The organism is Dehalococcoidia bacterium (assembly GCA_040902535.1).
Lineage (GTDB): Bacteria > Chloroflexota > Dehalococcoidia > DSTF01 > JACRBR01 > JBBDXD01.
Genome location: JBBDXD010000026.1, coordinates 11,603 through 37,209, shown reverse-complemented (window position 1 = coordinate 37,209; position 25,607 = coordinate 11,603). Strand labels below are relative to the sequence as shown.

The window sequence follows — 25,607 nt, the reverse complement described above, 5'->3', positions numbered from 1 at the left end:
TCGGTGAGAGTCCGGTCGAGAGAACGGTGTGTGGATAGTCGCTGGCCGGGAACCTTGTTGCCGCGGGTTGGGCGCCAACGATTGGCCCCGACGACTGAAAACCGAACGACTGACGACCGGAAGAAGTGGTGGGCGATACTGGACTCGAACCAGTGACCTCCACGATGTCAACGTGGCGCTCTAACCAGCTGAGCTAACCGCCCACAGAGGTGCTACGCATCGTAGCGAGCGCTCCCGCCGCAAGTCAACGAACGAGGCGTTGCGCGAAGCACAGTGAGCGCGAAGAAGGGCTCCATGCGGAGCCCTTCCTGTGTCCTCAACACTCGGCGACGCTAGTCGCCGATCGTCCCCGACGGCGCGTCGCCGGCTTCCTTCGCAGCGACCTGCTGCTCGTAGAGGTCGTTGTTCAGGTAGGCGAATGCGCCCTGCGGGTTGTCGAACTCCGGCGCCACCCAGACGTGCATCATCCAGCGCAGGTCCGCAGTGAAGTTGCCGCCCTTGGCGTCGCAACTCTCGCGCGTCTCGCCTTCGCTCGCGCCCGACGTGCCGACGAGGCACAGTCCGACGTGCGCGTGCCAGAGATCGAGATCGCCTGCAAAGCCGGCGGGCTCCGCCTCGCGCGTGTTGCCGCCGACACCCGGCAGCAGCAAGAACCACACGCCGACGAGTTTCGGCGGGCCGTCATCGACCTTGCTGAAGAGCAGCCCGGTCGGCTTATCGGGCTCGAACGTGCCCTTTCGGACCATGTCGAAGTTCAGGTAGTGCATGCCCATGAAGGGCACGTCGCTCGTCGTGTTGCGATAGCCGCCGGCTTCTGCCGCCTCCGTCGTCGGGAACTTCAGCGCGACTTCGCGCACGGTCATAATCTGCTCGCGCAACGCAGGCAGATCTTCGGCGCTCACCGTGCCTTCGGGGAACAGCGGCAACAGTTCGTCGTTGCCCATGGAGTCCCACTGCGTGAAGGTCGGCTGCAGGCCCTGGTCGTGCTGCGTGTGGTCGCCATCGGCGCCCTGGCCCTCGGTGAGGGCGCCCGCGACCGTCGATGGGTCGCGCGCCCCGGCGCTGGGGTCGATGCCCTCTTCGACCAGCGCACCGGCAAGTCTCGCTTCGTCACCCGTGTCGGGTGCGGGGTCTGCCACTACCGACTCATGTCCGTCCTCGTGCCCGACCGTCACGCCCGTCGCGCCGATGTACGTCACCGACGAAATGCCTACCGCAGCGACGATCGCCCAGGCGGCCGTCACGGGCACGAATCGGCGAATCGCCAGTTGCACCGTATCGACGCCCTTCAGCGCGCTCACGCTGAAGCCCGCCAGCGCGGCGAACGACGTCAGCACCAGGCCGATGCCGGCGATCAGGTGCCCGGGATTGCCCAGGCTGAGCAGCGTTTCCTCTTCGGCGCCGTTGTTATGACGCCACGCATCGACGCCAAGCCCGACGAAGACGATCACCATGCCGATCACGGCGATGCCGAACCATGTCATCGGCTCGCTGAACACGCCGAGGTTGACGCCGCGCGCCGACCGCTCGTCGGGATGTTCGGCGCTGCCGAATCTGTCTACCGTTCCCATGCGCTGCTCCTTGTTCTTCCCTGCATCCCGCGCCCTGCTCTTACGCGGACGGCGTCAGGTATGCGCTCAGCATGTCTCCGCATGCGTCGCGATACTGTTGCGCGTCCGTCCCGTCCGAAACTACAAAGGCCTGGTACACGGCCATGCTCACCGCACCCCGCACGAGGTTCGCCATGATGCCCGGCACTCCTTCACGCACGGTGCCCGCCTGCATGCCCCTGCGAAGTGCGGTGGTCAGCGGCCGGTTCCGGTCCGTGTCCGCCTTCCGCATGCGCTTGGCGACGTCGCTCTCCGGATCCGTATTCAGTACTACAAGCCGGATGAGATCGCGGTTCTCGGCGCACGCCTGAAACACGCTCTCGACGTAGCGGCGCGTCGTCTCGGCGACCGTGCGGCCCACCGGGATATCGCGCGTCGCTTGCATGATCACTTCGTTGAAGCGCTGGTTCAGCGCCGCAAAGACGTCTTCCTTCGACGAGAAGTACAGGTAGATCGTGCCGAGCGCGATCTTCGCCTCTTCGGCGATGTCGGCGATCGTCGTGCCGCGAAATCCGCGCTCGGCGAAGACGCGTCGCGCCGCCCCGAGGATCTCCTCGCGGCGAGCGGCCTTGGCCAATTCTGCGCGTTGGGCGCGGTCAACGACGGATGCGGTCAAAAGACGATCTCCACTGAATGCGGTTCATTCTGATTCGGTGGGAAGTCGCTGTCAACGCATAAACCCCCGTCGCCCGTAAACAGGCTGCAAATTCCGTCGGAGACCGTCCGGCGATGGCTCAATCGCCACCGATGCTCCGCCGACTGCCCCCTCGCTGATAGAATCGACGCGACGGGCCCGTAGCTCAGTGGCAGAGCACCCGGCTCATAACCGGAGGCGCGCAGGTTCGAATCCTGCCGGGCCCACCACGACCGCCGCGCATCACGCTTCCGATGGAGGTGGCCTGCCGCGATGCCCGAGTTGATGCGTGCCCTGCGGCTGACCCGGCTGGACGGACCCGGCGCCCTGGAGATGGCCGATGTGCCGGTGCCCGACCGCCCGGACGCCGTGCTGATCGACGTGTACGCCGCGGGCGTCGCATTCGCCGACCTGCTGATGACGCGCGGCCAGTACCAGTTTCGGCCCGAACCGCCGTTCGTGCCGGGGTCGGACATCGCCGGCGTCGTCCGAAGGGCACCCCCGGAGAGCGGCTTCAGCAGCGGCGACCGCGTCGCGGCGTCCGGCTTCGGCGCCTGGGCGGAAGTGGCGGCGGCAGTGCCCGCATCGACATTCACCATCCCCGACGGCATGACCTTCGAGCAGGCAACGTCGCTCATCAACTACCAGACGGGCTACTTCGGGCTGGTGACCCGCGGCGAAGTGCAAGCGGGCGAACGCGTGCTGGTGCATGGCGCCGCGGGAGGCGTCGGGACGGCGGCGGTGCAGATCGCCACGGGGCTTGGCGCCGAGGTGATCGCCGTCGCCCAGGGCGACGAAAAGCGCCGCATCGCGGCCGATGCCGGCGCGCGGCACACGCTCGACGCCGACGGCGATTGGCTCACAGACACCAGGGCGCTCACGGACGGCCGCGGCGTCGAGGTCGTCTACGACCCGGTCGGCGGCGAGCGCTTCACGGACAGTCTCCGGTCGCTCTGCCACGGCGGGCGCCTCCTCGTCGTGGGATTCGCTGGCGGCGCCATCCCGCAGGTCAAGGTGAACCGGCTGCTGCTGCATAACACGTCCGTCATCGGGGTGGCGTGGCCGGAGTGGGTGCGCAATCACCCGAAGACCCCGGCCGACGTGAGCCTCGGATTGCAGCGGCTATGGGATAGCGGGCACGTCCGGCCGATCGTCGGCGAGGTGTTTCCGCTCGAGCGGGGTGCCGACGCCTTGCGCGCCATCGAAGGCCGGCGCGCGACCGGCAAGATCGTGCTCCGCATCCGGAGCTGATCCGACACCCATCCGCAAGCGAACTCTCTTCGGGCGCAGCGAGAGCTTGCCGTGGCACGGCTGCCTGGGACGTGCCCGGCTTCCGACGCCCGGTGCCTGTTTAGGTGCCCGCCCCCCTTCTTGGTGACTGCAACGGCCTCGCAATGCGCGGCTCGCCCCGCCCTGCCGATACATGAGAAGCGAGGCGCCGTATATCAAACGGGGCCGCAGCGCTATTGACCGCACTCGCGATGGCGAAGGAGACGCTCGGCGATGCTTATTCTCACCAGGAAGGTCGACCAGGGAATCGTGATCTCGGGGAATATCCTCGTCCGGGTGCTGGGCGTCGAGCGCGACCGCGTGAAGATCGGCATCAGCGCGCCCGTCGAGGTGACCGTGCTGCGCCAGGAGTTGTGGCACGGGCCCGAGGGCTCGTTCGACAAGAAGGACCACAGCACGGGCAGCGACGAAGGCGCGAAAGCCGCCTCTGCCTGAGCAGCCGCCACGACACGGCGAGCCGCCCGATTTTCGGGCGGTTCTTCGTTTTCCTACGAAAGAGGCGACTGTCCGTAATCCGCCGCGCCTGCCTGCCGAAGCGCCGGTGCGATTAGCCGTTGCGGCGTCGGACGAGCGTGAGGTCCGGCGGCATCGCGAGCGGCTGCGTCTTGCCGCCGCCGTGGATCACCTGCAACGCCGGCCGGCCCGCGCCCGCGTCCTCGGACAGCTCACGCAGCTCGCCGCCACGAGCGATCGACTCACGCGCCGCCTCCCACGCCGATGCGGCGACTGCCACCTCGCGCACATTGATCGCCGAGACGTCGCGCGACCGCACCGCGGTGACGAACGTCGAAGCGACGGCGGCATCGCGATCGAGCACCGTCGATGCGGGATATTCGCTGACCGTCTCGCTCCAGGCACGACCCGTCTGCGGGCCGCCGTGCCTGCCGGCCGCCAGGATCTGGAGCGGCGCGCGCTTGTCGTATCCGTCCATCAGGATCGTGCGGCCGTCGCAGACGACGATCATCTCTTGCCGCGGCATCGGCTCGATGAGGCTGACGTCGACGGTGGCAACGGGGCCGCCATCGAACGTCATCGCGAGCATCACGGCGTCGGCGTGGCCGGACTCATCGTCGATCCGCGGCGCGACCGCGCTGATGTGCGAAGGAGCGGCGCCCATGATCGAAAGCACGCACGCGATCTCGGCGATCGCCAGGTCGTCGACGCTGCGGCGCTCGGGGCTGACGCGCACCGCGCGCACGTAGCGCGGGCGCCACAACGCTTCTATGGATGCCGTCATCTTGCGGATGAACGCGAGTCGCTCATCATCGGCGTAGCCCGTATCGAAGTACACGACGCGCGAACGGCGACGCGCCAGTTCGTCGAGCGAGATCAGCTGCTTGGCGCTGAGCGCCGCCGGACCGAGGATCAGCGCGTGCCGGTTCGCCATCAGCGTCCGCCGGACCGCGCCCGCAAGGTCGGCGCAGGGCGCGACGAAGGCGATCGCCTCGATGTCATCGCTGGCCAGCGTTTCGAGCAGTCCTTCTTCGGATCCGCCGGCGATGCGCGTGACCTCGACGCCGGCGACGCCGCGAAGTGCGCGCGCGGCCTGTTCGGCATCGGCGCCGGCGCCGGCGATGGCGATCGTCGTGCGAGGGGCGTCCATCAGGCGGCGTCCTGCAGTTCTTGCGACAGCACCATGCGCAGACGTCGTATCGCGCGGTGGCGCAGTTGCGATGCGCGCGACTCGGAAATGCCCAGCGCTTCGCCGATGCTCTTCAGCGACTGTGACTTCATGTAGTACAGCCGCACGATCGTCCGCTCGCGGTCCGGCAGCAGTTCGACGGCCTCCGCGAGCTTCGCACGCACCATCGTCTCCTCCGCGACCGAGTCGGGGTCGATGTTCGGGTCGTCGTCGGCCATTTCCCAGAGTTTCTCGTCGCTGCCGCTGCTGCCGGCGCTTTCGGTCAGTCCCTGCAGCGACACGACGCGCACGTTGCTGGTCCGCAGCGACGCCATGAAGTCGCGCGGCGCGATGCCCATCAGTTCGGCGAGTTCGTCGCGGGTCGGCGCGCGGCCGAGCTTCACGTGCAGCGCCGACGTCGCCTTCTCGAGGTCCGAGCCGAACTTCTGCAGCGAGCGAGGCAGCGGGTGCGTCGCGCGTATCGAATCCAGGATCGAGCCGCGGATGCGCGGCAGGGCGTAGGTGGAGAACTTCGCGCCCTTGTTGGGGTCGAAGGCGTAATAGGCCTCGATGAGGCCCTGCACGCCGCAGGAGACCATGTCTTCGTACTGGAGGATGCCGCCATTGGCGCTGCCGACGGCGATCCGGTTCACCGCGTGCCGGACAAGCGGCATGTAGTCCTTGATCACTTTAGTGAGGCTCGCGTCGGAGAACTTGTCTTCTTCTTCTTCGACCGGGACGGCTGCGGGAGGCGTTGTTTGCTCGTTGCTTGCACTGGCGCGTTTGGGTGCTCGGCGAGAGATGGGTGCGTTGGGCAAGTCGTCCTCCACGTAACAAGTTGCCCGGCCTCGCCGGCGCCTGGTTCAAGGTGGTTGCAGTATTGAGGCGGCAGGCACCGCGTCACATGCGGGGCGTCCTGATTGCTCGCCGCTTCTGCCCGCATTCCGGGCCAAGGAAAACCCTGATGCCCCACTCGTGCCGCCACCCCTCGCAGCGCGCAGCGCCGCGCGCCGGCAGCGAAGCCCGCTTCGGCGCGGGTCGGGGAAACGCTGATACGGGCGCCACCGGCCTCGGGTATAATCGCCGCGTCTATGCTCTTTCCTCAGAGCCCGGGGCACTCCGTCACCGACACCGAACGCACCTTTGGCGCGGTCGACCTGCTTCAGCTTGTATTACAGGGCATGCGCCCGTCGCTCGACTTCGACGTCGCCGTCGCCGTGCTGTGCGAGGACGGCCGCCACGTCGTGCCGATCTACGCGACCGGCGTCCTGGCGCCCGCTGCCGTCGAGGGCGTACACGTCCAGGCGCTGGCGGCGTTCGTCGAACTGGCGGGCAGCGACCACGCATCGTGGCCGATGGACGACGCGACGGTGATCCCGCTCAGCGGCGACGAACGGCCGCTGACCGAACCTGAGGCCTATGAAGATGCGCCGCTCGTCGTCGCCGGCGCCGTCGCGGGGATGCTGCGCGTCAGCACGCCGCGCCCGCTCGACAAGGAGCAACGCCGGCTCTACTTCGCGATGGCAAGCGACGTCTCGAAGGCGATCGAGCGGCTCGACGCCCAGCGCTCCCAGACACGGTTAGTGCAGGAGCGCCTGCTGCAGTCGGAGAAGATGTCGAGCGTCGGGCAACTCGTGTCCGGCGTCGCGCACGAACTCAACAACCCCCTCACCGGCATCATGGGGTTCGCGCAACTCCTGCTGCTGCGCGACCTGGGCGACGTCGAGCGACGCCATGTCGAGACCATTTACTCCGAAGCCGAGCGCGCTTCGAAGATCGTCTCGAACCTCCTGACATTCGCGCGCCGCCGCAAGGCGCAGAAGGAGCTGGCGAACCTCAATACGCTCATCGAACGCGTGCTCGAACTGCGCAACTACGACCTCCGCGTCCGAAACATCGAGATCGATAGCGCGATGGATGCGGCGCTGCCCGAGACGATGCTGGATACCAACCAGGTGCAGCAGGTGCTGCTCAACATCATCATCAACGCCGAGCAGGCGATGCGCGGCGACGGCGGCGAAGGACACCTGCGCATCGGCACCAAAGCGGAGCGCGGCGTCATCGTCGCGTCGTTCGCCGACACCGGCCCCGGCATGAACGCCGAGACGCTGCGGCGGATCTTCGATCCGTTCTTCACGACGAAGGACGCCGGCGAAGGCACCGGCCTCGGCCTCACGATCAGCTACGGCATCATCGAAGACCACGGCGGACGCATCTGGGCGGAGAGCGAGATCGGCCGCGGCACGACGTTCTTCATCGAACTGCCGATGCTCAGCGGCGGCAGCGCTCCGGCGCCGGCGCCGGAAGCACCTGCTGTCCGGGTATCAGCACCGGGCGACACCGGACGGCGCGTGCTCGTCGTCGACGACGAAGAGAGCATCAAGGAACTACTGACGAACGTGCTCGAGATGGACAACCACCGCGTCGTGCTCGCGAGCAACGGCCGCGAAGCGCTCGAGCTCGTGCGGCGGGAGGCGTTCGACCTGATCATCAGCGACATCAAGATGCCCGTGATGGGCGGCGCGGAGCTGTACCAGCGCCTGCACGACGAAAGCCACCCGCTGGCGACGCGCATGATCTTCGTGACCGGCGACACCGTCGCCGCCGAGACGCGCGCGTTCCTACAGGGCGTGCAGAACCCCGTGCTGTCGAAGCCCTTCCGCCTCCGCGACGTCCGCGAAACCGTCCAGGCTGTGCTGGCGCGTTAATCGTGGAATCCTAGTCCTGGCACGCCAAGCGCGAACGCCCGCACGTTGTTCTGTTGTGCGCTTGCGACGCTTGGCGCCACGTGCGCAGTTCGTCGCCGCGAGGAGATCCTTCGCCGCGCTCCGCTTGCTCAGGGTGACGGGAGGTCTGTCGCCCTGATCCAAACGCGTGAAGATCGCTCATGCGACTCGTCGGGGCGCACAGACCGTGCGCCCGGACAGCAGCGCTCAGCGCCAAGCGTCGCACGCACCACGCACAGTGCCGCCGTACGCGAAGCGTGGAGGACAGGCGCCCTCGCCTGTCCCGTCGCGCAGCGACGAAAAATACGCACACCGTCCCAATCTGTGTCATCTGTGTCATCTGTGGTTCCTCGGTCCAGCCACCAGCCTCCACCCGTTACCCTTCATCCCATGCGCGCATGGCCTACCGCGACCACTGAACTCGCGCCAGGCGTCTTCTCCTACGTGCAGGCGAACGGCGGCCTGTGCATCGCCAACGCCGGCCTGATCGCTGGCCGCGACGCCGTCACCGCCGTCGACGCGCTCTTCGCGCCGGCGATGACGCGCGCGCTGCTCGATGAGGCGTCACGCGTCAGCGGCAAGCACATCGATCGGCTGATCAACACGCACCATCACGTCGACCACACGCTCGGCAATGCGATGTTTCCGCGCGACACCCGGATCGTCGCGCACGCGAAGGCGAAGGCCGAGATGCAGCGCGTCGGATTGGGCGCGCTGCCCATCATCGAGCGCCTGGCGCCGCACTTCGCCGGTCGGCTCGACGGCATCGAGGCGCGCCTTCCCGACGAGACGTTCGACGGCGCGGCGACAGAGCTGAGCATCGACGAACGACGCCTGCACCTGCTGCACTACGGCACCGGCCACACCCGCGGCGACGTCATCGTCTACCTGCCCGGCGAGCGCGTGCTCTTCGCCGGCGACCTCGCGTTCTTCTACGTAACGCCGCTCGCGCACGAGGGCCACATCGGCAACTGGATCAAGATCGTCGAACGCATCCTCGATGAGGTCGACGCGGACGTTATCGTCGCCGGCCACGGCCCCGTCGGCGCCAAAGACGACTGGCGCGCGATGCTCTCGTATCTGCAGCTCGTCCACGACCGCGGACGGCGTGCATTCGATGCGGGCGCGTCCGAGCAGGAGGCGATACGATCGATCGACCTCGGCGAGTACGCCGAGTGGGTCGACGCGGAGCGCATCGCGCCCAACGTCGCGCGCTGCTACCAGGAGTTTCGCGGCGAACTCGACGCGATGGCGTAGGAGGCGACAATGCCGGACATCAAGACCAGCGACATCGAGTACGGCGCCAACGGCGATCGCTGCATGGGCTACCTGGCGCAGCCCGACGACGCGGCGCCGCACCCCGGCGTGATCGTCATCCAGGAATGGTGGGGGCTCGATGCGCATATCCGCGACGTCGCCGACCGCTTCGCACGCGAGGGCTTCGTGGCGCTTGCGCCGGACCTCTACCACGGCAAGACCGCGAGCGAGCCGGACGAGGCGCGCAAGCTCGCGATGAACATGAACCGCGAGCGGGCGAGCGCGGACCTGAGGGGCGCCGTCGACTATGTGCTCGCGCTCGACGCCGTGGCGCCGAAGAAAGCCGGCTGCATCGGCTTCTGCATGGGCGGCAGCATGACGCTGATGCTCGCCGCCGAGCACCCGAAAATCGCTGCGGGCGCGCCGTTCTACGCCGGCTTCATGCCGCCGCCTGACCAGCTCGCGAAGATCGAGGCGGAGCTGTTCTGCGCGTTCGGCGCCGACGACGCAGGCATCCCGCTCGAAAAAAGTACAGGAGCTCGAATCGACGCTGCGCTCACAGGGGAAGAACGCCGTCGTCAAGGTCTACGAGGGCGCGCCGCACTCGTTCTTCAACGACACGAAGCCGAGCTACCGGCCCGCCGCGGCCGCAGATGCCTGGGAGCACGCGCTCGATCTCTTCCGCCGGACGCTGCAATGACGAACGAGTGGGACGACAAGGACGAGGAAGAAGAGGAGTTCGGACCCGGCGATCCGGACTACGATCTCTCGGAGCAACACGGCTACATGTGGGATCCCAAACGCCGCGACTGGCCCGTGCCGCTACCGGTGCTGCTCGGCGTATCGTTGCTCGTGATCGTGGCGCTCGTGCTGCCGTCGCTCTTGCTGCTGTGGCGCGCGAACTGACGCGAGGCACGCGATAGAGTCGATGACTTACCGAAGGGACAGATGATCAGCAGTACACGGGATCGTTCGAAATTGCACCGATGACAAGCTGCTGGGCGTCGTCGAGCAGCTCGTCACCTCGCTCTCACCTGTTCGGTAGCGATCCAGATCATCCGCCCCCACGACGTTCGTTACTGAACGTGAAATGCGCAACGTATCGACACGACCAGCTACGCACGCGTCAGCGGCACCGCTGGTCTGATGTTTTGATTCAGTCTGAAGACGTTCTCCGGGTCGTACTTGGCTTTGATCTCCGCGAGCGTTCGATACTTCGCTTCACCGTACGCGGAGCGCACGCGCTCCTGCCCCTCGTCACCAAGGAAGTTCACGTACACGCCGAGCTGGTGCGGCGCAAGCGCCTCGTATGCTGTTCTCGCCCAGGATGGCTCCCGCTCAGCGCGATAATCCTCGGCCGGCAGCCACACCGCGTCGATGTTCACGTTGTGAACCGCCGCCCGCTGCGAGTACGCGGTCGCCTCCTCGCGGACGCGTGCGACAGCGCCTCCCATATGGAACATGATGATGTAGCTACGCGGCGACTCGATGCGGTGCGCGTGCTCGCTCAGCAGGTCGATCGTCTGGTCGGTGAGATCTGGCAACTGACACGACTTCCAGTAGGAGTGCCAGCCGTGCGGTGCGCCGGCGTCCAGCGCCGATTGCAGCTCGACGTAGGGTCTCGCGGCGATGCCGTCGAAGAGCGGCCGGCCAAAGCGGCGCAGCGGAGCAATCGCCCGTTCGCCTGCTTCGTGCTCACCCGTCCAGCAGACGAGGATCAGGCAGACGGGCCGCCCGTGAATCGACGGTGGCAGCGGGGCCGCCGCCGGCGCCTGCCGCAGCACCACGATCGTGGCCAGCTCCTCTGGCGCGCGGTCGATGATGTCACGGTAGTGGCGCAGCAGCCCCGGCGCGTCTTCCAGCGGCCAAACGAGCGGGCCGGCGAGTACCGGCCCGCGCGGGTGAAGGCCAAACTCAAACGAGGTCACCACGCCAAAGTTGCCGCCCCCGCCGCGCAGCGCCCAGAACAGCTCAGGATGCTCTGCTTCGCTGACGGCCAGCGCCTCGCCATCGGCGGTGACCAGGCGCACTGAACGCAAGTTGTCGACGGCGAGGCCATGCGCGCGCATCAACCATCCGATACCCCCGCCTAGAGTCAGTCCCCCCACGCCCGTATGGGTCACGATGCCGCCAACGGTGGCCAGCCCTTGAGCCTGAGTCGCCGCATCGACGTCTCCCCACAGTGCACCGCCGCCAACCCACGCGCGTCGTGTGCGCACGTCGACGTACACTCCGCGCATCGCTGAGAGATCGACGACGAGCCCGTCATCGACCGTGGCTGCCCCACCAACGCCATGCCCGCCGCCGCGGATGGCGATCGCAAGATCGTTCTCGCGTGCGTGCCGGATCGCCGCCGCCACGTCGCTGTGGTCGAGGCCGCGCGCGATCGCGGCGGGCCGGCGATCGATCGCCCCGTTCCAGATGCGCCGAGCCTCGTCATAGGGCGCATCGCCCGGGGCCAGCACCAAACCGCGGAACCCTGGAATCTCCGTTGCCATCGCGTACCCCCTTTCTTCGGCCAGCGTGACACGCGACCCCCGCGTCGTGAAGGGCAAGAAATGGACTTGGCAAGCGGTGCGGACGGATGCAGACTGACGCCATGAAGAGTTATGGGCAGTACTGCCCGATCGCCCGCGCGTCGGAGGTGTTCGCCGAGCGCTGGACACCGCTCATCGTGCGCAACGTCTTCCTTGGCTGTGAAACGTTCTCCGCGATCCAGGCCGGTGCGCCGGGCATCCCGCGCTCACTCCTCCGACAGCGTTTGAGCCTGCTCGAGCAGATCGGCGTCGTTGCGCGTGTCGCGAAACCGCATGGGCGAGGCTCCCGCTACCTGCTTACCGATGCGGGGCGGGAGTTGTGGGACGTCTGCGACGCGCTTGGCCGCTGGGGCACGCGTTGGCTCGAAGCCGCACCCTTGCACCTCGATCCGTACATCGTCCTCTGGAGCTTCACACAGGGGGCGCAGACGGAGCGTTTACCGACCGGCCACGTGACGGTGCAACTCGATTTCATCGATCAGCCACTCAAGAATCGGCACTACTGGCTTGTGCTCGATCGCGGCGACATCGAGTTATGCGTCAGTGATCCTGGTTTCACGCCGGACCTCATCGTGAGCGCCGAAACGGAAGCGTTCGTGCGTTGGTACATGGGGCAGCTAAGCTGGGCCGCGGTCCTGCGTGCCGGACACGTGTCGATCGATGGCCCCCGCGGACTGGCGCGCGCGTTCCCGTCGTGGAGTGACCGCAGCCGCTACGCACCGCTAGAGGCGGCGATGGCCGCACAGCGCCGCCGGCGGGTTGGTGGAGGGGCATGAAACGCGGACTTCGCGCCGGTGAACGGCGATACCTATCGCCTCGTTCGCCGACTGCCAATGCTCATCGTCTAAGGCGCTGACTCTAGCCTCCCCGGCCGATCTGTAAGCCTCTGTGCGGGCGTCGCTATCAAGCGATCGCGCGCAGACCGAGCACCGCAACGACGACCATCGCGATGATGCCCATGGTTACCAGGATGGCGACGGTCGCGTTTTTCGATTGTTCGCTCATGGCGTTGCCCCTTGCACCGCGGTCGAGGCGGACGTTGCCTGGCTGTCCTGCGACGAGAACAACAGGTACAGGCCAGCGATGAGGAGCCATACGACGCTCAGGAGCATCCCTGAAATGAGGACAAACCACATGCCGTCGTCGAATACGCCGGATGCCTCGGCAATGAGGCTGCCGGCCACGATGCCAGCACTCATGACGGGAATACCGATGAGCCAGCGTGGCACAAGGCTCTCGCGGCCGAGCAGGATGGCGAGCACGTAGGTGCTGAGCACCATCGACATGAATGACGCGCCGGTCACGCGGTCGACAGTGAGGCCGACCGCGCGAGCGGTCACGAGGACTGATTCCTGCTCGGAGCCGGTGGAGGACACGTATTGCTCAGCGAGATCCACGAACACGATCTGCAGCGCGCCGGCGACGAGCGCGAGCACGCCCGCAGACAAAAGTCCGAACGCCGCGATGGTCGTCAGTATCTGCGAGCGCTGGTGGAGCGCCACGTACAGCCCCGCTGCGGCGCCGATCAGCCCGAACGCCGTGAACGCCCGGAAGAAGGCGTTGCCGTTATCGGCCATTGCGCTCAGGTCCGCGAGCCTCGTGAGCTCTCCCTCGAAACCTTCGCGGCCCGTGTCGTAGCCGCTGATTGACGTAGTTACCAGAAGCATCACGATCAGGGCCAGCAACAGGCCTCCCGCGATGCGTTGGAACGGGATGTTGATGTCCACCTTTGGTCCCTCCACGTTGACTCTCCACAAGAGATCCGCCGGCACGCCGCGCAACATGCGGCCCAGCATGCTCGACGCAATGCGTCTGCGGCCCTGTCCGGCATCGGACTCGTCGTGATGCTGCTCCCAGGTGTCGGATGCGATCTCGGTACGACGTGCGTCGCGCACCGACGACGCCAGGCCGAGCGTGTACGTCGCCGCCCACCAGCAAACAATCCGCGATGCTGTGAGTGCAATGCCGCTCATGATGGCGCCAGCCCGCGCTTCAGCGGCTTCGTTGGCTCCGGCGCCCGCTCGAGCGCGCCCTGGAGCGCCGTCTCCGCCTCTGCCGTCAGGGTGTAGAGTCGCCGGCGTGGGCGCTCTTCGCTCGCCGCGACCGACGGGTCCTCCCAGCGAGAGGCAAGCAGGCCCGCTTTTTCCATCCGCTCCAGCGCGCGGTACAGCGTGCCGTGCGCCGTCAGGCGCCGCGCCGCCTCCTGGTCGCGGATCTCTTTGGCGATCGCGTACCCGTAGAACTCGGACGTGCCCGTGCGCATCAGGCCGACGCCTGCCTGCAGGATCGCGATCTCGATGGAAAGGAGGATGCCTGCTTTGCGTCTCACGAGCGCGATTGTCGTATGGCGAAGCTAATCTGTCAATAGGCAGATATATGCTTATTCTTGACGGATCGGCCCAAACCAGCCCGTCTCAACCCGCCGAGAACGAAGGCGGGCAACCACCAACCAGCGACCAGCCACCAGCGACTAGCGACCAGTCACCAATCATCCCCCACCGCCAGCGACTGCTGCGCCGCCCGCAGGTCGATGCGCCCGTCGTACAGCGCGCGGCCCGTGATCACGCCTTCGATGTCGAACCGCGCGAGCGCGACGATGTCGTCGATCGATGTGATGCCACCGCCAAAGATCAGCGGCGCCGGCTCGTCGCGCTCTGTGCCCGCGAGACCGCGCAGCAGGTCGACGAGCGGCTGCACGAGGTCCGTGTTCACGTGCTCCATGGCGCCGTCGCGGTCGATGTCGGTGAAGATGAAGTGCCGCACGCCGAAGCCCGCCATCTGCCGCATGAAGTCTTCGACGGTGATGTCCGCCGTCTCGAGCCAGCCCTTGATAGCGGGCTTGCCGCCCCGCGCGTCGACGGAGATCGCGATCTTCTCCCGGTGCTTGTCCATCGCCTTCTCGATCATCGCGGGTTGTTCGACGGCTGCGGTCCCGACGACAATGCGGTCGGCGCCGGCCTCCGCCCAGCGGTGAATCGCGTCGTGCGTGCGGACGCCGCCGGCCACCTGCACCGGCACGCCCGCTTCGCTGACGATCCGCCTGACGACCGCTTCATTCAGCGGCCGTCCGTCGCGCGCGGCGTCCAGGTCGACGACGTGGAGGCGCTTCGCACCCTGCCCCGCCCAGTGCATCGCCATCGCGACAGGATCGACGCCGAAGACGGTCTCGCGGTCGTAGTCCCCCTGCACGAGCCGCACGCACTTGCCGCCGCGAATATCGATCGCCGGAATGATGTCCATGGGGGGAGGATAGCGCCTGCGGCGCTACAACAGACAACAAACAACAGAGAACAGAGCGCCGTTCACGTCATTCAGAGCGAAGCGAAGAATCCCGTCCTGAGCGAAGCGAAGAATCCCGTCGTGAAACGCACCGCTCCGCATGCGTCATTCAGAGCGAATTACCCGTCATTCAGAGCGAAGCGAAGAATCTCCTCGCGCGACAACGTCAGTCGCGCAGCCAAATGCGCCGTCGCAGCGTCATTCAGAGCGAAGCGAAGAATCGGGGAATTGTATACTTGACACAAGGCTGAACTCAGTTAACATCGTGATTGATGGACGTGTCACACCGCTTCGCTTGTTCCTCTTGCTGGTCTAGCTCGCGTTTTACTTCCTCGATCACGCGCTTAGGAAACAGCGATTCGATCGCTTCTTCGCTGGTCATTTCCTGCGGCGGCTTCTTCTTCTTGCGGGGCATGTCATGAACCTTCCTGAACTGATCGACAAGTATGGATCTGAGGATAAGTGCCGCGCATATCTCGAAGGGCTGCGCTGGCCGGATGGCATCGCGTGTCCTCGCTGTCAGTTAACGAAAATCTCCAAGATCGTGAAGCGTAACCAGTTCGACTGCGACTCATGCCGCTACCAGTTCTCTGTGCTGGTCGGTTCCGTGTTCAGTGACACGCACCTTCCGCTCGCGAAATGGATGCTTGCAACGTACATCATCTGCGAATCGAAGAAGGGCGTCAGCTCCAACCAGCTCAAGCGCATGTTGGGTGTCAGTTACAAAACCGCATGGTTCCTCTCGCATCGCATCCGCGCCGCGATGAAAGACGAGAGCGCCGAATTGCTCTCGGGCATCGTGGAAGTCGATGAGGCGTTCATCGGTGGCAAGGTGCGCGGCAAGGGCAAGGGCTACCGCAAGAACAAGAGCATCGTTGTGGGTGCCATCGCTCGCGGTGGTGACGTGCGTATCCGCACGGTGACGCGCAACAACAAGAAACAACTCGGCGAGTTCATCACGTCGGTTGTCTCGCCAGACGCAACCGCGATCCACACCGACGAGCACCCCGGCTACTGGGGCGTAGGCGACCACAACACACGCCATGAGACGGTTGAACACCGCGCCGAGGAATGGGTGCGGGGCGACGTTCACACGAACACCGTTGAGGGCGTCTGGAGCCTGCTCAAGCGGTCTGTTGTGGATTCCTATCACCAACTGTCGGCCAAGCACCTTCCCGCATACCTCGATGAAATGAGTTTTCGGTTCAACAACCGCGATAACCCCTACCTTTTCAGGGACACGTTGCTCCGGCTGCTCAATGCCGAGACGCTGCGCTATGCGGAATTGATTGAAGCCCACGCGTAAGTCGTCACCCCCGCGAATGTGTCGCCATTGCTTGGTCAACCTGATCGATGACCGAATGCGTATGTGGGAACTAAATATTGATCTGTTCCCGAAGCCACCGGCGAGACAACTGCTGCGAACGAACAGACCAACGGTGCGAGTCATTGGGGCCAGCCGCGAGAGCGTCCGCATCGCCGCACTCTCGATTAGTGGTCCGCAAGCGAAGCAGTTCATTTGGGAGAACGTAACCTTCTTCGGCCATCCGGATAACCCCGTTCTGGTCAACGTCGAAGATGAGACGGTCGTGTTTTCCAACGTTGATGTAGAGGTGCCAGAAGGGAAAACTGGTGTACGCGGAAGAAGGGCAGGGTTTGTTACCGACCGAATGCACGTCAAGAAGAAGAGTCCTTCTTGATCTTGGTGCCCTTAAGACGCAATCGGTTGCGCTTACCCTTAAACGCCGTATCCATCCCTTCAATCAGAGTGTCTTCACCATCGACGATACTATCTTCCAGGTCGAAGCCGACCGTTTCGATCCCGACCTTGTCATCATCGTGACGATGAAGCCATAAGTAGATCAGAAGGGCAGAGCAAACCAAAAGGAGGAAAACCCCAAACGAGGCCAGTGCTAGTGCAAGAGGGGTGTTCTCGTAGGGGCTCAAATCAACCCCGAGTCCGAGAAAGAGTGAGGCGATGCCAAAAAGGGCGCTGGAAACCACACCAATTGCTGATTTGGACATAGGGCGATCTTACTCCAACTTGCGTGAAGTAAATAATTTCCGAAAAATCTCCTCGCGCGACAACGTCAGTCGCGCAGCCAAATGCGTCGCCCTAGCGTCATTCAGAGCGAACCACGCGTCATTCAGAGCGAAGCGAAGAATGTCCTCGGACTGAAAACTGAAAACTTAGAACTTAAAACTCAAAAAATTCGCATACATCCGCAGCCCCATCTCACCCGACTTCTCCGGATGAAACTGCGTCGCGACGATGTTGTCGCGCGCCAGCACCGACGCGAACGTGACGCCGTAGTCCGTCTCGCCGATCACGACGTCCGGGTCCTCTGGCTGCGGGTAGTAGCTGTGCACGAAGTAAAAGTACGCGTCGTCGGGGATGCCGTCGAAGATCGGGTGCGCGGACTTCTGGCGCACGTTGTTCCAGCCCATGTGCGGCACCTTGCGGCCGTCCGCGACATCGAGCTTCTTCACACGCCCGGGGATGATCCCGAGGCACTCGTGCTCGCCGCCCTCTTCGCTTATGGAAAGTAGCGCCTGCTGCCCCATGCACACCCCGAAGAACGGCCGTCCCGAAGCGATGTACTCCCGGATCGGCTCGACCATGCGATGCTCGCGCAGGTTCCGCATCGTATCGGCCGCCGCCCCGACACCCGGGACGATCAGCGCGTCGGCGGCGTCCACCTGCTCCGGATCGTCGGTGACGGTCGGCTCGTGGCCGGCGTGCGCGACCGCCCGCGCGACGCTCCGCAGGTTCCCGGCGCCGTAGTCGACGATGACGACTCGTGGTGGCATGCCGTCAGTGTATTGGACGCGGGAAGCGAGACGCGAGACGCGGACGCGCCGTCCCGCCCGCACGCGGAAGTAGACTTTGCCTGTGAACGATCAGTCCTCGGAGGGCGGATTAGAGGCGATCGCGTCCGCCATCGAGCGGTGTTTCCCGGATCTGGCCCCCGTATCGCCGCTGCGCCCGCTGGGACGAGGCTTCCGCAGCGTGGCTTTCGAGACGGCGGGCGGCGTTGTGGTGAGAGTCGGGCAGTCGTCCGATGCAGCTGAAGACTACGCGAAGGAGTGGCGCATAGGTCAGTTCCTTTCGCGGCGATTGGGAAGCGTCGTGCCCGAGCCGGCCTGGTATGTGGGGCCCTGCACCGAGTTCCCGCACGGCGCCCTGGGATATCGGAAGTTACCGGGCGCCACGCCCCTCTGGGGCGTCGATCCGGGCAGGGCATTCGCGCGCGACCTCGGCGCGTTCATGGCGAGCTTGCACCGCCTCTCCGTCGAAGAAGCCCGCGCATCCGGGCTGCCTCACGTGGACTCGTACGCTCGCGTGTTGTGCGCCAGGGACGTCGTCATGCCCGTGCTGTCCGCGCGGCTGGACGGCGATGCGCTCGCGCGCATTGAAGCGTGGTGGGCAGCCTTCGGCGCCGACGAACGCATGCGCTCGCCCCGGCGAGCGGTGTGCCACCACGATCTCTGGCACGACAACCTCCTCCGCTCGGGATCGGGCCGGCTTTCCGGCGTCCTCGACATGGCTCACGTCGAGATCGGCGACCCTTCCCACGACTTCGCGGCACCGGTCTATTTCGGGGAGGGGTTCATGGTGAAGTTGATCGCCGCTTATCGTGCCGCCGGCGCGCCGCTCGACGTCAGTGATGAGTATCGCGCGCGACGCTTCCACCATGCGCGTGAGTTCGGCGGCCTTGCCTGGGCCATCGAGCACGATGACCAGCTAGAGGTCGATGACGCCGTCGAGAAGATCCTGCGCGGGCCGGTCCTGCGCGGCGACAGCCCGCCTCTCCGGTGAGAACTGGTCCCACTCGGCACGCCCGCCGGGGACTACGCCGAAAGCGCGCTCGGGAAACGCGTCTCGAAGTCCAAGATCGCGACCCACGTCGGCGTGACCGCGATGCGGCCCATCTCGGACACCATGCCACGCATGTTCTCGACCCAGGCGTTGCCCTGCTCTTCGCCGAAGTAGCGGCGCGCCGATAGCGCGTACTCCGGCGCGACGCCCTCGCACATCTCGACGCGCGCGGTGCCGCGAATCAGCAGCACCTTGTGCGGAAATTCGTTGTTATCGATCGTCAGCGCCACGTCGGGATTGGCGCGAAGCGCCTTGAGCTTCGGCGCCTTCGGCGGCGACGCGAGGATGAACGCGGACCCGTCCCAATGAAACCAGATCGGCACCACGCGCGGCGTGCCGTCGGTCCAGTTGTACGCCAGCCGCGCCGGAATCGTCGACGAGAGCAGCGTCTGCGCCACCGGGTCGCTAAGTAGCTTCGGGTCACCCTGACTAGCCATGTGCATCCTCCTGACGTTGCGTGCCAGCGCTCCCGGCCAGGCCGAGGGCGGCAGCAGGCTACGTTAGCACCCGAGCAGCCCCGTTGGAAGGCAAGGGACTGCGCGTCCGACTTCCCATTTCCACGCTTCCAGCATCCCGCTTCCCGCCTCCCGCCTCCCGCCTCCCGCTTCCCGCCTCCCGCTTCCCGCCTCCCGCTTCCCGCTTCCCGCTTCCCGCTTCCCGCTTCCCGCTTCCCGCCTCCCGCCTCCCGCCTCCCGCTTCCCGCTTCCCGCCTCCCGCCTCCCGCTTCCCGCTTCCCCCAACAGACCGCCCCGCCGGTCATTCTTGACCCCCTGATCAGGCCGCCCGTATGATGCGAACGTAACGCGGAAGCTTCCAAACGACAGGCTTTCGCGGTGCGAGGGAGATTACCAACCGGAAAGAGAGGCACACCCTATGGCCGCCATCCTGGGCGCCGTCATCGGCGTCATTGTGGGATTGGCGATCGGGGCTCTTCTCGGCTACGCGCTGAAGCGCAACGCCACCAGGGATCAGGAACTCGAGGCACAGCAGCAGGCCGACCGGATCCTGGCTGAAGCACAGGCAAAGGGAAAGGAAATCCTCCTCGGAGCCAAAGAGGAGGCGATTCAAGTCCGGGCTCAGGCAGAAAACGAGTCGAAGGTACGCCGTGATGAAGTACTCAAGCTTGAGCAGCGTGTTGCTAACAGGGAAGAGAACCTCGATCGCAAGCTAGATGCGCTCGAGCGGCGAGAGACATCTTTCGCCGAGCGCGAACACCAGCAGGAAGCCACCCGGCTCGAACTCGATGAGCTCCGCAAGGCGAAACTTTCCGAAGTGGAGCGCGTCGCCGCCATGACGACCGCAGAGGCGCGCGAGCAGCTTCTGCGCGAGGTCGAAGCGGAGATCCGCGAAGACGCCAACCGCCTCGTGCGGACGCTCGAAGCCGAGGCGAAGGAGGAGGCGGACTCACGCGCCCGCACGATCCTCGCCACGACGATGCAGCGGCTGATGGCCGACGTCGTCACCGAGACCACCGTCTCCGTCGTCCCGATTCCCAGCGACGACATGAAGGGCCGCATCATCGGCCGCGAGGGGCGCAACATCCGCGCGCTGGAAACGGCGACCGGCGTCGACCTGATCATCGATGACACGCCCGACGCCGTCACGCTTTCGGCGTTCGACCCCGTCCGCCGCGAGGTCGCCCGCGTGGCGCTCACGAAGCTCGTGCTGGACGGCCGTATTCACCCCACGCGCATCGAAGAGGTGGTGGACAAGGCGCGGCACGAGGTCGAGCAGAGCGTCAAGACGGCCGGCGAGCAGGCGGCGATCGAGGCTGGCTGCCCCGGCCTGCACCCGGAGATCCTGCGGACGCTCGGGAAGCTCAAGTACCGCACGTCCTACGGGCAGAATCAACTCAAGCACGCCGTCGAGTCGGCGTTCATCGGCGCCATGATCGCCGAAGAGATCGGCGCCGATGTCAACGTGGCGCGCAGGGGCGCCCTGCTCCACGACCTCGGCAAGGCCATCGACCACGAGATCGAGGGCACGCACGCCATGCTCGGCGGCGAACTGGCGAAGCGCTACAACGTCAGCCCGGCCGTCGTCCATTGCATCGAGGCGCACCACGAGGAGATCGAGGTCGAGACGGTCGAGGCCGTCGTCGTGCAGATCGCCGACGCGATCAGCGGCAGCCGGCCGGGCGCGCGCCGCGAGACGCTCGAGCTGTACATCAAGCGCCTGGAAGCGCTGGAGAGCATCGCGACGAGCTTCAAGGGCGTCGACAAGGCGTTCGCCATCCAGGCCGGACGCGAGATCCGCATCCTCGTAAAGCCGGACGAGATCGACGACCTGGATTCGATGCGGCTCGCCCGCGACGTCAGCAAGAAGATCGAAGAGTCGATGGAGTACCCGGGCCAGATCAAGGTGACCGTCGTCCGCGAGACGCGTGCGTCGGAGTACGCGCGGTAAGCATCAGCGACCCGTGTAGGATGAGACGGGGGCGCGCCGGGATGGCGCGCCCCGTCGTTAGAGCAGTTTATGCGACATCATTTCGTCACTTACCCCGAGCGGCTCCCTTCAAACCGCCCACGCAAAGCTCCCCCTCCCCGCTTGACGGAGAGGGGGCCGGGGGGTGAGGCCCCGTGAGAATCCTGGCGATCGGCGACGTAGTGGGGAAGCCCGGCCGCAGGGCCGTGGCGGCGCTCGTGCCGGCCCTGCGACGTGAGTTGCAACTCGACGTCGTCATCGCCAACGGGGAGAACGCCGCCGCCGGCCGCGGGCTGACGATCAACACCGCGAAGGATATCTTCGAAGGCGGCGTCGACGTGATCACGTCCGGCAACCACATCTGGGACCAGAAGGACATCGTCCCCTACCTGGACAGCGAGGCGCCCGTGCTGCGGCCCGCGAACTATCCGCAAGGCGTGCCGGGACGGGGCATGGTGCAGTTTCGAGGGCTGACGATCATCAACCTCATGGGGCGCACGTTCATGTACGAGATCGACGACCCCTTCCGGTGCGCCGACCGGCTGCTCGAAAGCGTCGCGCCGGACGCCCCGATCGTCGTCGACATGCACGCCGAAGCCACGAGCGAGAAGGCCGGCATGGGCTGGTACCTCGATGGGCGCGTGTCGGCTGTGTTCGGCACGCACACCCACGTCCCCACTGCCGATCCGCGATTGCTGCCGCGCGGCACCGCGTACGTGACCGACCTGGGGATGTGCGGACCGCGCGACTCGATCATCGGCGTCGACCCTGCTGGCCCGATCCAGAAGTTCCTGACGGGCATGCCCGCGCGCTTCGTCGTCGCCGAAAAGTCGCGGGCCGTACAGTTCAACTCCGTCCTGATCGACATCGATGATCAGACGGGCAAGGCGCGCTCGATCGAGCGCGTCGATAGAGAGTGGATGCAAGATGGTGAGCAGGGGTGACTTTCACACGCACAGCACCGCCTCCGACGGGCGCCTGACGCCGACGGAACTGGTCGACCTCGTCGCGGGGCAGGGCGTACGCTACCACGCGATCACCGACCACGACTCGACAGAGGGCATCGCCGAGGCGCGCCGCGCCGCGACGAAGCACGCCAAGTACACGCTGATCCCGGGCGTCGAGATGGGCACGGACATCGAGGGTGCCGAGGTGCACATGCTCGGTCTGTACCTGTTCCCGGAGGACGACGAACTGCAGGCACTGCTCTCCAAGCTGCGCGAAGGCCGCATCGCACGTGGCGAGGGCATCGTGCGCAAGCTTGCCGAACTCGGCGTCATGATCGAGTGGGAACGCGTGCAAGCGATCGCCGGCGAAGCGTCGGTCGGGCGGCCGCACGTCGCGCAGGCGATCCTCGAGAAGGGCTACGTGAAGAGCCTGCCCGAGGCGTTCGACAAGTACATCGGCCGCAACGGGCCTGCGTACGTGGAGCGCGACAAGATGACGCCCGTCGAGGCGGTGCAATGCATCGTCGAGCGCGGCGGCCTCGCCTGCATCGCACATCCCGCCGACCTGCTCGTGCTCGATGCGCTGCTCCCCGAACTGAAGGCTGCCGGCATGGCCGCCATGGAGGTCTACTACAAGGACTATGCGCCGGCCACCGTCGAACGGCTGCGCATTGCCGCCGAGACGCACGGCCTGCTGGCGCTGGGCGGCAGCGACTACCACGGCATCTTCGGCCCGACCGAGCCCCTGCCGGGCGAGCAGTGGACGCCCGTGCCGGACGCGTCGATCGAGCGGCTGCTCGAACTGGCATCGACGCTCCCGAACCACGAACTGGTGAAGTGAGTCTGTCTCGTACGAAATCGACTGCTAAGCTGAATAGGTGAGACAACAGAGGGGCTGCGGCCCCCTTCTTCGTGTCTGAGATCTCAGCTTTCGAGAGGGCCGGTGTGGACAGACTGACTCAACGACTGACGACCGAAAGACGGACGGACTGATCGACTAACGATGCAATGCGCAACCCACGCTGACATCGAAACCGAGCTTGGCTGCAGCCGCTGCGGCAAGCCGATCTGCCCGAAATGCCTCGTGTACACGCCCGTCGGCACGCGCTGCCGGGAGTGCGCGAACGTGCGCCGCATCCCCACCTACAACACGTCGACCGATGTGCTGGTGCGCGCGATCGGCGGAGCGCTGGCGGGCGGCGCCGCGCTCGGCGTCGTCTGGGGCATCTTCAATCCGCTGACCTACTTCTTCTTCGGCGTGCTGATCGGACTGGGCGTCGGCTACGGCGTCGGCGAGATCGTGTCGCTGGCGACGAACCGGCGCGCCGGACCGCCACTGCAGGCGATGGCCGTCGGCGGCGTGGCGCTCGCATATCTCGTGCGCGTCGCGTTCCTGTTCACCGTCGGCGACTGGATCTTCGACGACGTGCGCGTCGATCTGCCGGGGCTGATCGCCGTCACGCTGGCAGCGTTCATTGCCGCGGGACGGTTACGGTGAACGGTCGATGAAAAGGAATGAGCAGCGACGGGGTCGGTGGTGCTGTGGCGGGCGCCTGGACTAGCGCAGGACGATCCCCAGCACGATCAGCGTGATCACCACGATCGACGTAAGGATGAGAATGCGACGCAGTTCGTGGAGCGCGTACCGCGAGTCACGCTCGGCGAGCGCATCGACGTCAAGCTCGCGGCGGCGGACGCCCTGGCGCTGGAGGGCGCGGGCGCTGGTCGGCAACCGGGTGGATGTCGTGCCGCGCGCCGTCTGCTCGGCGGGCGCTGTTGCGGCGGCGAGTTCCGCCGGCAGCGGCGCGGCCGGGGCATCCCCTTCCACCTCCTCGTCGACGGGACGGAATGACTCCTCTTCAACGGCCGGCTCGGCGGTCGTCGATCCGGCGTCGCCGCCGAGGTAGCTGCGGTCGGTGCGCTTCTTCTTGCCGGCCTGGAGCCGGCCATCGCGGACGAGGTGTCGATTCTGCCTGGGCAAATGATTCTCCTGAAAGCCATGCGGCAAATTGCCGTTGATTATAGCCGCGGCTAATCTGCCTCACAAACGAGAAACGCAGCGTGCTCGTCGCCGATTGTGCGGCCACGGGCGTGGAAGGTGAGCGTGATGACGGTCGATCTCAAGAGCCTGCCGAGCTTCGAACAGCTTCCTGTCAAAGCCGGCGCGCCGGAGGGTTCGGCGTGGGGACTCTTCGGCGACGACGACGAACTCGGCACGTGGAATCTCGTCACGCCGGAAAAAACCGTCGAGGCGGCGGCGCTCGTGCGCACAGGCAGGACCTTCGGGCTGAACGCGCCGATCGATGCGCCCGGGCGAGGTCTGTTCTGGTTCCGCGCCGCGCCGCGTCGCACGATGTTCGACTGCAGCGGCGGCTTGCGGATCTCGTACGACGAGTACATCGACAACTTCTGTCCGCAGTCGTCGAGCCAGTGGGACGGCCACCGCCACGTCTGTCACCCGGCGATCGGGTTCTACAACGGCGTCACGCACGATGCGGTGCTCGCCCCGGGCAGCGAGGTGCTCGGCATCCAGAACCTCGCGAAGCGGGGCGCCGCCACGCGCGGCGTGCTGCTCGACCTCGGCCGCTACCTGGAGTCGCAGGGCACGCCGATCGACTTCAAGAGTTCGCAGACCTTCGACGTCGCGACGCTCGAAGCGTGCCGCAAGGCGCAGGGCGTCGAGATCGAGCCCGGCGACATGCTGATCTTCCGGACGGGATGGTTGAAGTGGCTGAACGCGCTTCCGGCGAATGAACTGAACGAACTGGCGGAGCATCTCGTCGCGCCGGGACTGCTCGCGGGGCGCGAGATGGCGGAGTACCTGTGGAACATGCACATCGCCGCGATCGGCACCGACGTCGTCGCCGTCGAGGCGTGGCCGCCGGTGATCACGCCGGAGCGCGGCTTCTTCCACATCCAGCTCATCACGCTGTTCGGCATGAACCTCGGCGAGATGTGGGAACTCGAACCGCTCGCCGCCGACTGCGCCGAGGACGGCGTCTACGAGTTCATGTTCACCACCGCGCCCATGCACATCCGGGGCGGCGTCGGCTCACCGCCGAACGCGCTTGCCATCAAGTAGGCGGGATCACGCATCGCACCGCCCGATCACCCGTCATTCAGAGCGAAGCGAACAATCTCCTGGCGGATCAGACGCGGTCGCGCGCATGAATCGCGATTCGCCCGTCATTCTGAGCGAAGCGAAGGATCCCGTCATGCAACGCACCGCCATCAAACCGCGGCGCGCCCGTCATTCAGAGCGAAGCGAAGAATCTCCTGGCGGGTCAGACGCCGTCACGCGCACGAATCGCGATTCGCCCGTCATTCTGAGCGCAGCGAAAAATCCTGTCATGCAACGCACCGCCATCAAACCGCGGCGCGCCCGTCATTCAGAGCGAAGCG

28 protein-coding genes and 2 tRNA genes are annotated in these 25,607 nt (G+C 65.9%); 16 read left to right on the top strand and 14 right to left on the bottom strand.

Annotated features, from left to right (window positions below; all coding sequences use genetic code 11):
- Nucleotides 1-126: 126 nt before the first annotated feature.
- The 3 genes from WEB52_14610 to WEB52_14600 form a co-directional block, all read right to left on the bottom strand.
- Nucleotides 127-203, bottom strand: a tRNA-Val gene (locus WEB52_14610).
- Between the two features lie 129 nt (nucleotides 204-332).
- Nucleotides 333-1,571 (bottom strand): hypothetical protein, encoded by a 1,239-nt coding sequence (locus WEB52_14605; protein MEX2227667.1) that lies wholly within the window; start codon nucleotides 1,569-1,571, stop codon nucleotides 333-335.
- Nucleotides 1,572-1,611: 40 nt separating this feature from the next.
- The gene (locus WEB52_14600; GenBank protein ID MEX2227666.1) at nucleotides 1,612-2,226 is read right to left on the bottom strand and encodes a helix-turn-helix domain-containing protein; all 615 of its coding nucleotides are present in this window, start codon (nucleotides 2,224-2,226) and stop codon (nucleotides 1,612-1,614) included.
- Between the two features lie 173 nt (nucleotides 2,227-2,399).
- Between WEB52_14600 and WEB52_14595 the strand changes: the two genes are divergently transcribed.
- The 3 genes from WEB52_14595 (at nucleotide 2,400) to WEB52_14585 (ending at nucleotide 3,969) form a co-directional block, all read left to right on the top strand.
- Nucleotides 2,400-2,474, top strand: a tRNA-Ile gene (locus tag WEB52_14595).
- Nucleotides 2,475-2,529: 55 nt separating this feature from the next.
- Nucleotides 2,530-3,495 carry an NADPH:quinone oxidoreductase family protein gene (locus WEB52_14590; GenBank protein MEX2227665.1) on the top strand — a complete coding sequence of 322 codons (966 nt, stop codon included), beginning with the start codon at nucleotides 2,530-2,532 and terminating at the stop codon, nucleotides 3,493-3,495.
- Between the two features lie 252 nt (nucleotides 3,496-3,747).
- On the top strand, nucleotides 3,748-3,969 hold the full coding sequence (locus tag WEB52_14585; GenBank protein MEX2227664.1) for a carbon storage regulator: 222 nt from the start codon (nucleotides 3,748-3,750) through the stop codon (nucleotides 3,967-3,969).
- 112 nt (nucleotides 3,970-4,081) lie between these two features.
- Here WEB52_14585 and WEB52_14580 read toward each other — a convergent pair whose 3' ends face one another.
- A complete protein-coding gene (locus WEB52_14580) occupies nucleotides 4,082-5,137 on the bottom strand; it encodes a hypothetical protein (GenBank protein ID MEX2227663.1) in 1,056 nt (351 codons plus the stop codon).
- Complete coding sequence (locus WEB52_14575; protein MEX2227662.1) at nucleotides 5,137-5,973, bottom strand: sigma-70 family RNA polymerase sigma factor; 837 nt, start codon at nucleotides 5,971-5,973, stop codon at nucleotides 5,137-5,139. Before WEB52_14575 ends, WEB52_14580 begins: the two co-directional genes overlap by 1 nt.
- Before the next feature lie 273 nt (nucleotides 5,974-6,246).
- Between WEB52_14575 and WEB52_14570 the strand changes: the two genes are divergently transcribed.
- From WEB52_14570 to WEB52_14560, 3 genes are all read left to right on the top strand, one after another.
- Nucleotides 6,247-7,863 (top strand): ATP-binding protein, encoded by a 1,617-nt coding sequence (locus WEB52_14570; GenBank protein ID MEX2227661.1) that lies wholly within the window; start codon nucleotides 6,247-6,249, stop codon nucleotides 7,861-7,863.
- 408 nt (nucleotides 7,864-8,271) lie between these two features.
- The gene (locus tag WEB52_14565; GenBank protein MEX2227660.1) at nucleotides 8,272-9,138 is read left to right on the top strand and encodes an MBL fold metallo-hydrolase; all 867 of its coding nucleotides are present in this window, start codon (nucleotides 8,272-8,274) and stop codon (nucleotides 9,136-9,138) included.
- A 9-nt stretch (nucleotides 9,139-9,147) separates the two neighbouring features.
- Nucleotides 9,148-10,044: a dienelactone hydrolase family protein gene (locus tag WEB52_14560; protein MEX2227659.1), complete on the top strand. Its 897-nt coding sequence runs from the start codon at nucleotides 9,148-9,150 to the stop codon at nucleotides 10,042-10,044.
- 209 nt (nucleotides 10,045-10,253) lie between these two features.
- On the opposite strand, the gene WEB52_14555 is transcribed toward WEB52_14560, so the two are convergent.
- Nucleotides 10,254-11,636, bottom strand: a complete 1,383-nt coding sequence (locus WEB52_14555) for an FAD-binding oxidoreductase (GenBank protein MEX2227658.1) — start codon at nucleotides 11,634-11,636, stop codon at nucleotides 10,254-10,256.
- A gap of 101 nt (nucleotides 11,637-11,737) precedes the next feature.
- On the opposite strand from WEB52_14555, the gene WEB52_14550 reads away from it, so the two are divergent.
- Complete coding sequence (locus WEB52_14550) at nucleotides 11,738-12,451, top strand: winged helix-turn-helix transcriptional regulator (GenBank protein ID MEX2227657.1); 714 nt, start codon at nucleotides 11,738-11,740, stop codon at nucleotides 12,449-12,451.
- A gap of 225 nt (nucleotides 12,452-12,676) precedes the next feature.
- Here the strand turns inward: WEB52_14550 and WEB52_14545 are convergent, their stop codons facing one another.
- The 4 genes from WEB52_14545 to WEB52_14530 form a co-directional block, all read right to left on the bottom strand.
- Nucleotides 12,677-13,648, bottom strand: coding sequence for a hypothetical protein (locus tag WEB52_14545; GenBank protein ID MEX2227656.1), 972 nt, complete (start codon nucleotides 13,646-13,648; stop codon nucleotides 12,677-12,679).
- On the bottom strand, nucleotides 13,645-14,004 hold the full coding sequence (locus WEB52_14540) for a helix-turn-helix transcriptional regulator (protein ID MEX2227655.1): 360 nt from the start codon (nucleotides 14,002-14,004) through the stop codon (nucleotides 13,645-13,647). The genes WEB52_14545 and WEB52_14540 overlap by 4 nt, the downstream gene beginning before the upstream one ends.
- Nucleotides 14,005-14,156: 152 nt before the next feature.
- On the bottom strand, nucleotides 14,157-14,915 hold the full coding sequence (gene hisA / locus WEB52_14535) for a 1-(5-phosphoribosyl)-5-[(5-phosphoribosylamino)methylideneamino]imidazole-4-carboxamide isomerase (protein MEX2227654.1): 759 nt from the start codon (nucleotides 14,913-14,915) through the stop codon (nucleotides 14,157-14,159).
- Nucleotides 14,916-15,207: 292 nt separating this feature from the next.
- Nucleotides 15,208-15,369, bottom strand: coding sequence for a hypothetical protein (locus WEB52_14530; protein ID MEX2227653.1), 162 nt, complete (start codon nucleotides 15,367-15,369; stop codon nucleotides 15,208-15,210).
- A gap of 3 nt (nucleotides 15,370-15,372) precedes the next feature.
- On the opposite strand from WEB52_14530, the gene WEB52_14525 reads away from it, so the two are divergent.
- A complete protein-coding gene (locus WEB52_14525; protein MEX2227652.1) occupies nucleotides 15,373-16,260 on the top strand; it encodes an IS1595 family transposase in 888 nt (295 codons plus the stop codon).
- Nucleotides 16,261-16,291: 31 nt separating this feature from the next.
- A complete protein-coding gene (locus WEB52_14520; protein ID MEX2227651.1) occupies nucleotides 16,292-16,654 on the top strand; it encodes a hypothetical protein in 363 nt (120 codons plus the stop codon).
- Here WEB52_14520 and WEB52_14515 read toward each other — a convergent pair.
- The gene (locus WEB52_14515) at nucleotides 16,632-16,979 is read right to left on the bottom strand and encodes a hypothetical protein (protein ID MEX2227650.1); all 348 of its coding nucleotides are present in this window, start codon (nucleotides 16,977-16,979) and stop codon (nucleotides 16,632-16,634) included. The genes WEB52_14520 and WEB52_14515 overlap by 23 nt on opposite strands.
- Before the next feature lie 165 nt (nucleotides 16,980-17,144).
- Entirely contained in the window at nucleotides 17,145-17,765 is a 621-nt protein-coding gene (gene hisH / locus WEB52_14510; protein ID MEX2227649.1) for an imidazole glycerol phosphate synthase subunit HisH, read from the bottom strand.
- Nucleotides 17,766-17,847: 82 nt separating this feature from the next.
- On the opposite strand from hisH, the gene WEB52_14505 reads away from it, so the two are divergent.
- Nucleotides 17,848-18,774 carry a phosphotransferase gene (locus WEB52_14505; GenBank protein ID MEX2227648.1) on the top strand — a complete coding sequence of 309 codons (927 nt, stop codon included), beginning with the start codon at nucleotides 17,848-17,850 and terminating at the stop codon, nucleotides 18,772-18,774.
- Between the two features lie 32 nt (nucleotides 18,775-18,806).
- Here the strand turns inward: WEB52_14505 and WEB52_14500 are convergent, their stop codons facing one another.
- Nucleotides 18,807-19,271 (bottom strand): pyridoxamine 5'-phosphate oxidase family protein, encoded by a 465-nt coding sequence (locus WEB52_14500; protein ID MEX2227647.1) that lies wholly within the window; start codon nucleotides 19,269-19,271, stop codon nucleotides 18,807-18,809.
- Nucleotides 19,272-19,707: 436 nt separating this feature from the next.
- On the opposite strand from WEB52_14500, the gene rny reads away from it, so the two are divergent.
- From rny to WEB52_14480, 4 genes are all read left to right on the top strand, one after another.
- Entirely contained in the window at nucleotides 19,708-21,240 is a 1,533-nt protein-coding gene (gene rny / locus WEB52_14495) for a ribonuclease Y (protein MEX2227646.1), read from the top strand.
- Nucleotides 21,241-21,413: 173 nt separating this feature from the next.
- A complete protein-coding gene (locus WEB52_14490; protein ID MEX2227645.1) occupies nucleotides 21,414-22,202 on the top strand; it encodes a TIGR00282 family metallophosphoesterase in 789 nt (262 codons plus the stop codon).
- On the top strand, nucleotides 22,186-23,046 hold the full coding sequence (locus tag WEB52_14485) for a PHP domain-containing protein (GenBank protein ID MEX2227644.1): 861 nt from the start codon (nucleotides 22,186-22,188) through the stop codon (nucleotides 23,044-23,046). The genes WEB52_14490 and WEB52_14485 overlap by 17 nt, the downstream gene beginning before the upstream one ends.
- A gap of 162 nt (nucleotides 23,047-23,208) precedes the next feature.
- Nucleotides 23,209-23,703 (top strand): hypothetical protein, encoded by a 495-nt coding sequence (locus tag WEB52_14480; GenBank protein MEX2227643.1) that lies wholly within the window; start codon nucleotides 23,209-23,211, stop codon nucleotides 23,701-23,703.
- Between the two features lie 60 nt (nucleotides 23,704-23,763).
- On the opposite strand, the gene WEB52_14475 is transcribed toward WEB52_14480, so the two are convergent.
- Nucleotides 23,764-24,186, bottom strand: a complete 423-nt coding sequence (locus WEB52_14475; protein ID MEX2227642.1) for a hypothetical protein — start codon at nucleotides 24,184-24,186, stop codon at nucleotides 23,764-23,766.
- A 126-nt stretch (nucleotides 24,187-24,312) separates the two neighbouring features.
- On the opposite strand from WEB52_14475, the gene WEB52_14470 reads away from it, so the two are divergent.
- Nucleotides 24,313-25,287 (top strand): cyclase family protein, encoded by a 975-nt coding sequence (locus WEB52_14470; GenBank protein ID MEX2227641.1) that lies wholly within the window; start codon nucleotides 24,313-24,315, stop codon nucleotides 25,285-25,287.
- A 133-nt stretch (nucleotides 25,288-25,420) separates the two neighbouring features.
- Nucleotides 25,421-25,607, top strand: a 187-nt coding sequence (locus WEB52_14465) for a hypothetical protein (GenBank protein MEX2227640.1), incomplete at its 3' end; no start/stop codon positions are given.